Source organism: Shewanella sp. UCD-KL21 (assembly GCF_001957135.1).
Classification (GTDB): Bacteria; Pseudomonadota; Gammaproteobacteria; order Enterobacterales; family Shewanellaceae; genus Shewanella.
The window spans coordinates 26,936-40,205 of sequence record NZ_MPHK01000008.1 but is presented as its reverse complement, the minus strand read 5'-3'; the positions used below and the strand labels follow the sequence as shown (position 1 = coordinate 40,205).

The following is a 13,270-nucleotide window of genomic DNA, read 5'->3' as shown; positions in this document are numbered from 1 at the left end:
TTGCAATTATTTTGCTTTGTTGTAATCAAAGCTCTGCGCCCCTCCTTTTTCGCAACATTAGCGCCAACATTAACGACAGCATTACTAACAAGATGTACTTAATTTACTTTGATATTTCAGCAACTCATGAACAGTCAACAAACGGGAAGTGTCTTCCCCGTATTACTAGACTCGGTGTTTCAGCATTTTTATTGACGCGTACAAGGTATAGATTAACGATTAGCACTCAAGGGATAGCTTGGGATATAACGTAAACCAGGGTTTACTGGCAACTCGCGCCATAAACACCTGTTTATCGGCATTAGGGTTATAGCTCACTGTTAGGCTAAATAAGTTTTCATAGCCAAATAATACTTGTAGGACTAGTTCACCATTATTATCTAGCTTCACTGCTACCGCCGTTTGTTGCTCAGGCCAATAAGACATCGCATCAAGGGTTGATGTATAGGCTGGGTGATGATTCCTTTTATGCATTCTGGCTTGGTTTTTCACTGACCAAGGTAGCTTTATTTGCTCTAATAATGCCTTTTCGATTAACTTATCACGATAGGCACTGGTTTGTTTGCTGCAATAATAAATCACATCAATGTCAGTTAACGGGCTTGGCGCTATTTGATGCTGTTTATCCCACACTAAATTACGCACAAACCCTGCAGCAATGTACCAATCTGTAATATTGAGCTCAGTAAAAAGCGCTGCAACTTGCTGCAAGGCAGTCATGCGCATCTTGTCTGCTACAATCCAACTTTTTAACTGAGCTTCATAGTCCATATTTTACTCGAGCTTATCTAAAAAATGCTGGTTTAACTGGCATCATCTTGCTGCTCAGGCGCAGCTGCAGCAAAGGCTGGGTGAGCCTGACATGTGTGCCAAATTCGCACAATATTAGGGTATGCAGATAAATCTACGTTGAAACGATAGGCATTGTAAATCTGAGGGATAAGACAAATATCTGCCAAGCTTGGGCTGTCGCCAAAACTAAATTTACCTGAGTGAACAGCTAATTGCTTTTCTAGCGCCGCAAAACCTAAATGGATCCAATGATGATACCATTTCATTTTATCTTCTTCAGATACTGCCATGTCTTTAACCAGATATTGTAATACCCGTAAGTTGTCTAAAGGGTGGACTTCACAAGCGATCAATTGCGCCATGGCTCTGACTATGGCTCTATTTTTAGCCCCTTGTGGCAATAAACTATATTGCGGATATTGCTCTTCTAAATACTCAATAATTGCCAATGACTGGGTTAAATTAAACGCTCCATGGTCATCTTCATCAACCAATGCCGGAACCAAATGCTGTGGGTTCAATTGGGCAAACATATCACTATGCTGCTCGCCGCCATTTTTGACTAAATGCACTGAAATTTGCTCTGCATCCAGTTGCTTAAGATTAAGCGCGATACGCACCCGATACGCCGCACTGGAGCGCCAATAACCATATAATTTCATTGTATATCCTTATCAAATTAACTGAGTTAGCATTGATGATATAAAAAAAGCAATAACGTTAGACGCTATTGCTTTTTATCACAGCAAACACTTATTTAAGCTTTGTATTCAACCACTTTTTGATCGATAGAACCAAAGATTGAGTTATCTTGATCATCAAACATTTCAATTCTTACTGTATCGCCAAAACGCATAAATGGCGTTGAAGCTTTACCATCTGCAATGATTTCTAGCATGCGTTTTTCAGCTAAACAGCTAGAACCTGCACTGCGATCATAATTTGAAATAGTGCCAGAGCCAATCACAGCGCCAGCCGCCAATGGGCGGGTCTTAGCCACATGAGCGACCAATTGACTAAAGTTAAAGGTCATATCTACGCCTGCATTAGGACGTCCAAATAAATCACCATTTAAATGAGTCACTAAGGGTAAGTGCACTTTGCTATCTTGCCATCTGTCGCCCAATTCATCAGGGGTAATCGCCACTGGCGAAAACGCACTTGAAGGCTTTGATTGGAAAAAACCAAACCCTTTCGCTAACTCACCAGGAATAAGATTACGTAACGATACGTCATTGACTAGCATCAATAATTTGATGTGCTGGGCAGCGTTATCTGCATCTACGCCCATTTTAACGTCGTCAGTAACCACAGCGATTTCTGACTCAAAATCAATACCGTATTCTTCACTGGCCATTTCGATATCGGCTTTGGGCGCAATAAAGCAATCTGAGCCACCTTGATATACTAATGGATCAGTCCAAAACGTTGCCGGCATTTCTGCGCCGCGCGCTTTACGAACCAATTCAACGTGGTTGACGTATGCACTGCCATCAGCCCATTGATATGCACGAGGCAATGGCGATAAACATTTAGCTTCATCAAAATCAACGGCGTTGTCCATCATACCGGCATTTAATGCTTCATATAATTCTTGTAATTGCGGGTTTAATAAATCCCAAGCATCTAATAATTGCTGCATAGTATGCGCAATTGCAGGTACGGCAACGGCTTTAGTTAAATCTTTACTAACCAACATCAGTTGGCCATCACGGCGACCGTTGTTATAACTTGCAAGTTTCATTTTGACTCCTAGATGGGTACAAATAATGTTGCTACTACTCAAGAAAATTTGATTACAAGACGTGCTAACAGCTTTGGCCATTCGATAAAATCAAATATGCCAACGGTAAGGCGTCTATGTTGAGCAATAACAACTAAAATAGCGTTGTTAACGATACAAATACCCTAAGCTTAACCGAATTAATATAGCGTGAGATAAATCACATTTTGTTAGCCTGAGGGTTAAATTGTAAAGCTTTCAATACAGAATGAGATCCCAGTGTCATAATGCGGATCTCAGGCTGGTAAACCTCAAAATGCCAGTGGTTTACTGACATTTTGATGGCATGAAATCGTTACACTAAAAATAACAGTTACGATTAATTAGCGTTTTTTAGATATCTTGTAGTCGCGAAGCTTGTTAGCAATAGCTGTGTGAGAAACCCCCAGCTTTTTAGCTAATTGACGGGTACTTGGATAAGCTGGATATAAACGCCTTAATAAGCTCGCCTCATATTCTTTCATTGCTTGATCTAAGCTGCCTTCAAACTCTTCATCAAAGTAACCAAAGCCTTCAGCATAAGAAGGTAACTTAAGTTGCTCAACGGTCAGTTCTGCTGAGCCATCCCACATCGATACCGCTCTAAAAATAGCGTTTTTAAGCTGACGCACATTACCTGGCCACGCATAGGTGAACAAGTAGTCCCGACATGATGCTGAAATACGTCGTAATGGACTCGATAACTGCTGACTATAATGCTCTAAAAACATTTCAGTAAGCGGAATAACATCCACTTTACGCTCTCGTAGCGACGGCATGTGATAACTGAGTACATGAATGCGGTAATAAAGGTCTTCTCTAAATTCACCTGATTGGCACAGCTCAGCTAAGTTCTTTTGGGTAGAACAAATGATACGTACATCGGCGCGCACTTCTTCATCGCCGCCAATGCGTCTAAAAGTGCCATCTTGCAGTAAACGCAATAGTTTTACTTGGGCCGCTTTTGACATTTCGGCAATTTCATCTAAGAAAACCGTGCCGCCTTTGGCCTCTTCAAATAAGCCACGTTTTACCACTTGGCCATTTGACACAAAGCCAAACAATTCTTCTTCTGCCACGCTATCGGGTAATGCAGCGCAGTTAATGGCAATAAAGGCGTGCTCTCGGCGCATACTGGCATCATGGCTGGCTTTGGCCATTAATTCTTTACCAGTGCCTGTCTCGCCGGTAATTAATAACGGTGCGTCAAGTTGCGCCATGCGCTTAGCTTGTTTAAGCACATCTTTCATTTTATCGCTAACGGCCAACACATTATCAAAGCCTGTGGTTTGATTTTGCAGCGCATTAAATTGCTTACCGACACGGGCTGGTGATTTAAGTGATACCACTGCGCCCGCTAAAATACTGGCATTGTTTTCATCAGGTAAATAGATAGGCAGCATTTCGGCTAAATATTCATTACTGCCAATTTGCACCCGAGTGGCTTGCGCTAATACTGGGGCTTCAGTTAGCCAGCGAGAAAAGTTAAATCCTTGCACCCAATGATTAAGCGATTCATCAATGACTTCATGCTCTTGCATATTAAGGGTTAATAACGCGGATTCATTAACAATACGAATGCGCCCTTTAGCATTAATTGAAAAAACGGAGTCTGGCAGGGTTTGTAATAAGGTTTTGAGCGCGTAATGTTCTTGCTCAGAGGGCATAAACGATACGGTACGAACATCATGGACGCTTTCTACTTTGCGAATTAAAGGCATTAATTCACTTAAGGTTTCAAAGCCAATTTCGGCAAACTGTAGGTACAAAAAGCCTCTATTGCTGGCATCAATTGCAATTAAATTAATGCCATAGTTTTCTAACACTTCTAGAATATCTTTCGCAAGGCCGATACGATCTAAACAACTGACTTCCAAACGCATAAACAACTATTCCCTATTATATTGTTTTCTGGAATATCCGAGGACTCGATTCTGACCATGTCAGGGTGCCCTTCTTAATTTGTGAGCGATACGTTAAAAGGTTATCGAGCGCGTGGCAAGTGTTGTTTACAGCATAATTGTAACAGAGGACGTACTAAAGCAGGTTACGTTAACGTAACCTGCTGATATGATTAACTAAGATTTTAGTTAATTAACTGGTTGGTTTTCGCCGCCATAATGAAATCATTCTTGTGAAGACCTTTAATGGAATGTGACCACCAAGTCACTGTCACTTTGCCCCATTCAGTTAAAATGCCTGGATGGTGAAAATCAGCTTCAGCAACGTCAGCGAGTTTATTAGTAAATTCCATCGCCAGTTTGAAGTTTTTAAACTTAAAAACTCGCTCTAATTGATTAATACCATCACGGTTTTCAACGGTCCACTGGGGTACCATTTGACTAAATTCAACTAGCTCTTGCTCGGTTACTTTTGGGGCATCTATTTGGCAAGCCTCACATTTTAGTTCGGATAAATCTGACATAACAGCTCCTGTATCATCACACTAGTTTACTCTAGCGTTTATATTATTAATGTATAAATGAATGACTAATTTTAACGAGTCCCTAAACGGCTATTGGTCTGGGTTTTGGGGCAAATTTAGCCGCAAACAAACCTAGCTGCCGTGCTTTCGTGACTTCAGCCATAATATCCATTCGAGTGATTTCATCTAAAAAGTCGATATTGTCGATAACGTAATAAATCGGCTGCATAATATCTATTCGATATGGGGTTCTCAGCACATCCAGTAGCTCAAAAGGCTTACGCTCTGGTTTATCACTTAATGCGTATAAGGTTTCACCCGGCGAGCTTAATATACCGCCACCATAGATATTAAGTTGATCATCCTTGGCTTTCATTAAACCAAACTCGACCGTAAACCAATATAATCTCGCTAAAAACACCCGTTCTTCTTTAGATGCCGCCAAACCTAATTGGCCATAAATATGCGAAAAATGTGCAAATGACGGATTGGTCAATAACGGGCAATGGCCAAATATTTCATGAAAAATATCAGGCTCTTGCAGGTAATCGAATTCTTCTTTTGAGCGAATAAAGGTCGCCACTGGAAACTGCTTATTGGCCAACAATTCAAAAAATTTACCGAATGAAATGAGTGCCGGTACACCTGAAGTTTTCCAGCCTGTAGATGCGAGTAATACCTTATCGATTTCTTTTAATTGCGGGACCCGATTCGTGGGCATAGCTAAAGCATCAAGGCCATGCATATATGCCTCGCAAGCTCTGCCTGGCATATTGTTCACTTGGCGCTGATATAACTGATGCCAAATGTCATGCTCTTCATCAGTATATTGAATATAGCCCTGACTATCAGGGATCTTTGCGGTGTAATTTGTTGCTTTGCTCATAAGTGCCACTTTACGTAAACTTCACTCCCTTCATAGTGTGCTAAGGATCACATTTTGTTAACTGCTTGGGGTTTTATTCTTCAGTGATGTGACAGTACAATTCGTAAACAAAACGCTACATTAGCAATTTATGTTAAACTTAACTTAATAAAATCAATCATATAAACTGCATACTTTAAATGACAAAGTAGTCAACATTTCATCTCCCTATGGCGTTTTAAGTTAATAGATAGCACTTTTAAGCTTTCAACAGATTAAAGCTAAATAACCGTTTTAATGCGCTTGATAACTTAAGTGCAATAAAATCCAAGCAATTAACTCGCTTTAGTTTGACGTTATACTTAAACTTTTAAGCAGGCGGTCATCTTTGCATTCAATTTTAGTTCTACCACTGATAAGGACATTTCATGGCAATTTTAGTCACTGGCGGAGCCGGATATATAGGAAGCCACACGGTTGTTGAGCTGTTAAATGCTAATCAGCAGGTTATCATCGTCGACAATTTATCCAACGCCAATGTCATCGCCTTATCGCGCATTGAAAAAATCACCGCTAAAAGCTGCATTTTTTATCAAGGTAGTGTGCTAAATAAAGCGCTATTACATAAAATATTTACTGATCATGCCATTGAAGCAGTGATTCATTTGGCTGGTTTAAAAGCAGAAGCAGATTCAGTGTGTAAGCCATTGCAGTATTATGAAACCAATGTCACCGGCACAATAATTTTGTGCCAAGTCATGGCGGAACATCAGGTGAAAAAGTTAGTTTTTAGCTCTTCAGCCACTGTGTACGGCGTCCCCGATGGACTGCCTATTAAAGAAACCGATTCAACTGGAGCCACGACCCCTTATGGGCAGTCAAAACTGATGGTAGAACAACTATTGGCTGACTTACATACTGCTGATAATCAATGGGATATCACTATTTTACGCTACTTCAACCCTGTGGGTGCCCACCCAAGCGGACTGATCGGTGAAGACCCTTGTGACATTCCGAATAACCTTATGGCTTATATTTGCCAAGTCGCTGTGGGCAAGCTGAAAGAGTTACAGGTTTTTGGTAATGATTATCTTACTCCTGACGGCACAGGCGTGCGAGATTACATCCATGTGGTTGATTTAGCCCAAGGCCACCTTAAAGCATTAGCTAAGCTCAGCAGTAATTCTGCTATTGCCACCTACAATTTGGGCACTGGCCGTGGTTACAGCGTTATCGAAATTATTAATACCTTTGAGCAAATAACCGGTAAAGCCATTCCTTATCGCTTCAGTGCTCGTAGAGATGGCGATCTTGCGGCATACTTTGCCGACGTTTCTCACGCGAAAACGGCATTAGATTGGCACGCGGAGCTGTCCCTTGAAACCATGATTGAATCGAGTTGGCATTGGCAGTCTAAAAACCCTAACGGCTATCGAAACTAAGTCGATATATACGGGCTAGTCGCAGCTTCATCAATGTCAGTCCTTATGACAGTTAACCTCATTAATGTTAGCCTTGTTATTGTTAGTCCCAAATAGTGGAAGAAGTATGAGTCAGTCAGTCAATCACAGCCGCAGAAACCTGTTTCGCAGACGTAAACTTGATGCCCAAAGACCTCCTTGGGTTAAGTCTGATATTGAGTTCACTGACGAATGTAGTCGCTGTAATGCCTGCATCGATGCCTGCGAGACTAACGTACTTATTAAAGGTGATGGGGGGTTTCCTGAAATATCATTCACAAACAACGAGTGCACATTCTGTCAGCAATGCGCCACCGTATGCAAAGAGCCCATTTTTGATCTTTCTCAACTCACGCCTTGGGACATAAAAGCCAGTGTCAATGACAGCTGTTTAACCTATCAAGGTGTATGGTGTCAAAGTTGTAAAGATGCCTGCGATCCCGCTGCGATTAGCTTTAAAATGGCCATTGGCCAAGTACCTAAACCTATGATTGATATTGAGGCTTGTACCGGCTGCGGCGCTTGTGTAGCCCCCTGCCCATCGGCTTCTATCAGTGTCATTGAGCTTAATGTTACCGATTAATGCTGTTTTAGCTAAGCTGTATCAAAAAGCTGTGTTAAAAAGTCGGGGTAGTCAAAAAAGTCTTAATAGTCAAAATTTAATTGTTTTTTTTGCGATTAATTGTCGCTATATTAAATGTTAAATACTAACAACAAAATAAATTTAACCGCATAATTATCTTGGTAATTACGGTAAAAATGTAAAAGAGAGCGAATATGTTTAGTAAAAAAAGTCCCACAAGTAACCTGAGTTTTATTGCCAATGATTGTGAATTAAGTGGAAATATCAAAGTTAACGGCGACGTACTTATTGCAGGGAAAGTTGATGGCGAAATTCGCGCTTCTGGTAACATTACTGTTGAAGCTACTGGGGTTGTCACCGGTGGTGTTGTTTGTGTTGAAGCGACCGTTTCTGGCTTAATGACTGGTCATATTAATTGCGAAAAACTCACCATTACCAATACTGGAACTTTTGATGGTGAAGTGTACAGTAAGCGTATGGAAATTTTAGATAACGGCCAGTTCCTTGGCTATCGAAAAGCTTACGATAAACAAAGCAAAGCATTAGAAAATAATGAAAAATTGGTTTCCACTGTTGAAACTGACAAAGAAAATCCTCAACTCACCGCCGCTGTATCGGCATAGTTAATTTCAACTCTTAGCTAATCCTTCCCGAATACCTAAAACGAATGCCAAACATCGACGTTTGGCATTCGTTTAATCAATTATTATTCAATAATTAAACACATCTCTTTTTGTAAGCACTGTTGACTCACACTGTTGATTGGCACTTTTAATTAGCGCTTTGGCTATATATTTCGCAATATCTGCAAATAGTCGCTTTAGGGTTTATAGATTGCTACCGCCATTGTCGCAGTAAGCTGACAAATTCTGTTGGCGCTCTATCTAAGCTATCAATAGATAAATACAGGTGAAACCCTAGTTGAGAATCTAGGGTTTAATAGATTGCTGCTGCCATTGGCGCAGTAAGCTGACAAACTCTGTTGGCGCTCTATCTAGGCTATCAATAGATAAATACAGGTGAAACCCTAGTTGAGAATCTAGGGTTTGGCAGCGATGGCCAAACATGGCTAATACACCGCGATATCGCTCACCATTAACCACTAGTGGGGTAAATTCAGCGCCGACATAGGTTTCAAGGCTTTGTAAGTCTTCATCTTGAGTCGCGGCTGTCATAAGTAACGGCCGCTGCTCAGTCAATAACCCAGTGGCTAACCTTGGGGAGATACAATCTAAAATCGGACTAATGTGTTTGAGTTTAATGCCAATATACGGCAGTTCAATTAACTCAAGGTTTTGGGTCACCCGTGATACATCAATACGCTGCACATTATCCCAAGCTACGTGCACTGTGCCGCGGCCATGATAATAATCAAACCCCACTGCAGATAATTTAAAACTGGCCTTGGGCTGATTCATTTTGGCAACCCCGAGTACCAGCCCAACACTGCCAACGGCAAAAAACACCATTCCGACACCAAATAAGCTTTTGCTGTTGATAAATAGTATCAAGCTGATAAATACCGCTATGCCACCAGCAATGGTCAAACTGATGCCGTTCCGCTTATTGTGCGGCGCGATAAATAATGGCTCTGAGCGCTCATGTTGGCTGGGTTCAGACATCGGTTAATAATCCTTTTACGGTTAGCCATAACATGCCCACATATTCGTGAATTGCACGTTGGGATATATACAGATTTTCAGCACTAAAGCGCCACCAATAACCCGGCGAGCTGATAAAATTAGTCGGCGCGGCGATGGGGGTTAAATCAAGTGTGGTAAAAATCTTTATTGATCGCGGCATATGGGTCGCTGAGGTGACCAATATAAAAGGCTTATTGGCAATTAACTCAGCCATAGATTTAGCTTCTTCAATGGTATCTAGCGCATCAGGAAAGGTCACTATTTGCCTTGTTGGTACGCCCAACTCAATGGCCGCTTGCTGCATAATTTCAGCATGGGGGGTTGGCGTTAAGCCGCCACTCCAACCACTGACCACCAACTGGCAACGATTATCTGCAAGTTTTAGCTGCCTAACGCCCTCAGATAATCTTGCTAATGCTGTCGATGATAACTGCTGCACTGCAGTTCGATGAGCATTTTCAGTATGCCCCGAACCCAGCACCATCACATAACAGGCTTGCTGCGCATTAGGGACTGCACCCGATTGATAAACTTGGGTTAACGGGGAGTTATTCACTGGGTGTTGGGACTCTAAACTGGCTGCTAACCCTGCACTAAATTGCGAATTACTCAGTAACAGTAAAATAGCAAAAGCCGCAATTAAGCCGCTTTGCCCTAAGGTTTTAAGTCGCTGTGATTGGCTGCGGCACATCAATATCGCTATTAGCAGCAATAATAACGTCAGCGGAATAGGCATAACCAATTGAGATAAGATTTTTTTAAGCCAAAACATCGAGATACCCAGTTTTAAATGAAACGATATTTTAACTTGTCGCAGCCAAGATTACTATTTGAAGTGCAAGTAAGCTGCAATTAAGCCAGCGTGTTGGCTTAAGGGATGTCGCCTTACATTAAAGTTTGAAACTTTTATCGACTTAAAACTGCATTAACTTGTAACTCAGTAAGGCCGCAAAACACAATAAAGATTTAAATTTTTGCTTTACCGCATGACGCCACAGCGAACAAACGAGACAATAAAGACCGAAATTCATTTTTGGACAGAAATGAGCTAGGAGTTAAGTCCTAGCTTGACGATGAGAGATTAGAAAAAGTATCTTGAAACCTTAAGCGCTTGTTATATTGAGAAGCTACTTTTGACTAAGGGATTTAACAAGCCTCTCCAATTCTTCAACTCTAATTTCAAGCTCCTCAACTTTTGAGCTTGAACCTTTTAAAGACCTAATATCTTCAATTAGCTTCTTGGGCTCCATCCAGTAATTTAAGATAAGCATGAACACACCCATAGCCAACATAAATGAAACAAGTTCCCACATAGTAATATTCCTTAATTTTTAATATGTATTTAGGTATCGAAAAGTAAGAAAAACCTAGTCGGTTTCGAAAATTTAACATCGAAATATAACAGCTTATTATATAGTTGCTCGATAATGTTCCTGTTAAAATTCAACTTAGTAGCAACGATACCAAGCCAAGCGACTGTTTAGTAAAGATACAATGAAAATGTAAGACCTGTTTTATTAATATCAAGCCCGCAAAAGTGAGCGCTTTGATGTAGAGGTCTCTACAACCTTTTATCAATAACTTTATATTCAACAACTTATCAAAAAACTAGAAGTTTATCGAGCATAAATCACCCGATTTTTTGCTCACTATACTCACAATTCATCTGCGTACAATTATAACTGTATATCTATCTAGTACTTCAAAGTCAGATATAGTGCGCAATACATTAGAAAATATAAGGGGATATTTCTGTTCTCCGCCACAAGAGTTACTCTTGCTAGCTCGTTATGGGGCATAAATGTGTTACGAGCACTAACTTTATACTTCATTTAAATTGGCTCAGTTACAGCAGGCCATGACTTCAATCTAACCCATTGCCTGCCGCAGGCTTATGTGCAAGCACGACTGTGACACGCTGCAAGTTCATCCCTGAAAGCTCGGCCATGACGTCCATGTCATGGACGGTCACAGCCGCGCTTACACCGGAATTTTCATATCTTCGATTTGACTGTATTTGTGACAATTAAAATAAAGCTAAAAAGACCAAGAATCTAATCTGCTAAAAGGCTCAATTTGAATTGAGGACGTTGAAGAAAATAGCGTGAGCCTGACAGGACGTCAGGCTAGCTTTCGCGGTGCATGGATGCACCATCGGAAGCGTTAGCATTTTCACTCTTTATAATAAACAGGGGCCGAAGTTAGCGACATACGAAGTTAAAAGCTGGATCGATCCCCATCGAAAATTATGCGCTTTTCAGCATTTTTCGTTAGGGGCGGCAGGGCCTAATTCTTTAACAAGGAATATAGAGGGTATTGCTGTTGATACCCTTTTGGTTTGGTGTGGGCGAAGCGCCACGACTTTGATTTGTTCAAAATGGCAATCTAGATTTGGGGCATAAATGTGTTACGACCACTAACTTTACACTTCATTTAAATTGGCTGAGTTACAGTAGGCCATGACTTCAATCCAACCAATTGCCTGCCGCAGGTGCTGTATAGGATATACGAATGTCGTGATCACATGGATGTGAAAGAGCGACCTTATGTGCAGATGCATCCAAGACACGCCGTGAACACATCCCTGTGGGCTCTGCGAAAACGTCCCTGTTTTCGAAGGTCTTGAACGCATCTACACCGGAATTTTCATCCCTTCGATTTAGCCTTATATATTGCAACAAGTAAAAGCCAAATATCAAAAGCTAGACAATCTATAAATCTAAGAAAGTAAAAGTCTAAAAGGCTCAATTTGAATTGAGGTCATCGAGAAAAGACCGTGAGCTTGGCATGGATGCCAAGCTAGCTTTCGTTAGGCCACGGATGGCCTATCAGAAGCGTTAGGGCTTTTCGACAATGACCGAAGACGGATACAAACGAAGTTAAAAGCTGGATCAATCACCATCGAAAATCATGCGCTTTTCTGCATTTTTCGTTAGGGGTGGCAGGGCCTAATTCTTTAACAAGGAATATAGAGGGTATTGCTGTTGATACCCTTTTGGCCGGGTGTGGGTGGAAAACCCACGATGTTAATCCAAACGGAGTTTGGAAATGCAGTGTGAAATCCATATGTCTAAAACTAATATTAGATAAGCACCACGACTTTGATTTGTTCAAACTGGCAAACTAGCTTTGGGTCACAAAATCGTTAGAGAAGTTTGCCTTGTGAGTTTTACTAACCTAAACGACTCATGACGTTTCGAACTTTGTTGCCTTAGTTTCAATCTTTATTGTCTAGTTTCAGACTTTAATGTACATCCACATGGAAATGAATAACACCCTGCACGCTTTTGCAAATAAGAGCCTTGGTTTGGGATTATCCGCAGTCTCCCTACTTCACCATACAATGCAGGTAAATGTTCACCCATTGCTGGTAAGTGAGCTCAATACTCTCGTGACTTTTAATTGCAATTTCACTGTCAATTTCACTGTCACAACAGTAAGCGTCGTCCTTTGGACACATCTTTTCGGTGATATCAGTTAATTGCTCGGTAACACAGCCAGATACAAATGCGTTATTTACAACAATATGCTTAAGTTGTTGGCGCTGCGCAGGGGCTAAAGCGAGCGAATCTTGCGGCGCAACTACGCAATCTGACGATGCAAAAGAGAGTAACGCAGCTGTGATGAGTCCTTTCATAATAGCTCCAGTTTATTTAAATCAATTATAAGATAATCATTGTAACCACAGCGCTGCAATATTTTATTCTAATTAACTGATTATATCCTTTGCGCTAATCGAA

General features: G+C 41.0%; 14 protein-coding genes. 3 read left to right on the top strand and 11 right to left on the bottom strand.

What is annotated here, in order from left to right:
• Positions 1–219 precede the first annotated feature (219 nt).
• The 6 genes from BM739_RS09040 to phhA all read right to left on the bottom strand — a co-directional run bounded on the left by BM739_RS09040 (position 220) and on the right by phhA (position 5,865).
• Complete coding sequence (locus BM739_RS09040; protein ID WP_076539830.1) at positions 220–771, bottom strand: nucleotidyltransferase family protein; 552 nt, start codon at positions 769–771, stop codon at positions 220–222.
• A 32-nt stretch (positions 772–803) separates the two neighbouring features.
• Positions 804–1,454, bottom strand: a complete 651-nt coding sequence (gene maiA / locus BM739_RS09035; RefSeq protein ID WP_076539827.1) for a maleylacetoacetate isomerase — start codon at positions 1,452–1,454, stop codon at positions 804–806.
• A gap of 95 nt (positions 1,455–1,549) precedes the next feature.
• Positions 1,550–2,536, bottom strand: coding sequence for a fumarylacetoacetate hydrolase family protein (locus tag BM739_RS09030; RefSeq protein ID WP_076539825.1), 987 nt, complete (start codon positions 2,534–2,536; stop codon positions 1,550–1,552).
• A 362-nt stretch (positions 2,537–2,898) separates the two neighbouring features.
• Complete coding sequence (tyrR, locus tag BM739_RS09025) at positions 2,899–4,437, bottom strand: transcriptional regulator TyrR (protein WP_076539823.1); 1,539 nt, start codon at positions 4,435–4,437, stop codon at positions 2,899–2,901.
• Between the two features lie 203 nt (positions 4,438–4,640).
• Positions 4,641–4,979 (bottom strand): 4a-hydroxytetrahydrobiopterin dehydratase, encoded by a 339-nt coding sequence (locus BM739_RS09020; RefSeq protein ID WP_076539821.1) that lies wholly within the window; start codon positions 4,977–4,979, stop codon positions 4,641–4,643.
• Positions 4,980–5,061: 82 nt separating this feature from the next.
• Positions 5,062–5,865 carry a phenylalanine 4-monooxygenase gene (phhA, locus tag BM739_RS09015; RefSeq protein ID WP_076539818.1) on the bottom strand — a complete coding sequence of 268 codons (804 nt, stop codon included), beginning with the start codon at positions 5,863–5,865 and terminating at the stop codon, positions 5,062–5,064.
• Positions 5,866–6,272: 407 nt separating this feature from the next.
• Here phhA and galE point away from each other — a divergent pair, with 407 nt between their 5' ends.
• The 3 genes from galE (at position 6,273) to BM739_RS09000 (ending at position 8,510) form a co-directional block, all read left to right on the top strand.
• Positions 6,273–7,286 (top strand): UDP-glucose 4-epimerase GalE, encoded by a 1,014-nt coding sequence (gene galE, locus BM739_RS09010; RefSeq protein WP_076539816.1) that lies wholly within the window; start codon positions 6,273–6,275, stop codon positions 7,284–7,286.
• A 106-nt stretch (positions 7,287–7,392) separates the two neighbouring features.
• Positions 7,393–7,887 carry a ferredoxin-type protein NapF gene (gene napF, locus BM739_RS09005; RefSeq protein WP_076539814.1) on the top strand — a complete coding sequence of 165 codons (495 nt, stop codon included), beginning with the start codon at positions 7,393–7,395 and terminating at the stop codon, positions 7,885–7,887.
• A 194-nt stretch (positions 7,888–8,081) separates the two neighbouring features.
• Positions 8,082–8,510: a polymer-forming cytoskeletal protein gene (locus tag BM739_RS09000; RefSeq protein WP_076539812.1), complete on the top strand. Its 429-nt coding sequence runs from the start codon at positions 8,082–8,084 to the stop codon at positions 8,508–8,510.
• 214 nt (positions 8,511–8,724) lie between these two features.
• On the opposite strand, the gene BM739_RS20115 is transcribed toward BM739_RS09000, so the two are convergent.
• The 5 genes from BM739_RS20115 to BM739_RS08980 form a co-directional block, all read right to left on the bottom strand.
• Positions 8,725–8,784: a DUF2982 domain-containing protein gene (locus BM739_RS20115; RefSeq protein ID WP_254843526.1), complete on the bottom strand. Its 60-nt coding sequence runs from the start codon at positions 8,782–8,784 to the stop codon at positions 8,725–8,727.
• Positions 8,785–8,816: 32 nt separating this feature from the next.
• A complete protein-coding gene (locus BM739_RS08995; protein WP_076539810.1) occupies positions 8,817–9,509 on the bottom strand; it encodes a DUF2982 domain-containing protein in 693 nt (230 codons plus the stop codon).
• Complete coding sequence (locus BM739_RS08990) at positions 9,502–10,302, bottom strand: YdcF family protein (protein WP_175609507.1); 801 nt, start codon at positions 10,300–10,302, stop codon at positions 9,502–9,504. The genes BM739_RS08995 and BM739_RS08990 overlap by 8 nt, the downstream gene beginning before the upstream one ends.
• Positions 10,303–10,657: 355 nt before the next feature.
• Complete coding sequence (locus BM739_RS08985; RefSeq protein WP_076539807.1) at positions 10,658–10,843, bottom strand: hypothetical protein; 186 nt, start codon at positions 10,841–10,843, stop codon at positions 10,658–10,660.
• A gap of 2,015 nt (positions 10,844–12,858) precedes the next feature.
• The gene (locus BM739_RS08980) at positions 12,859–13,167 is read right to left on the bottom strand and encodes a hypothetical protein (RefSeq protein ID WP_076539805.1); all 309 of its coding nucleotides are present in this window, start codon (positions 13,165–13,167) and stop codon (positions 12,859–12,861) included.
• Between the last annotated feature and the right edge of the window lie 103 nt (positions 13,168–13,270).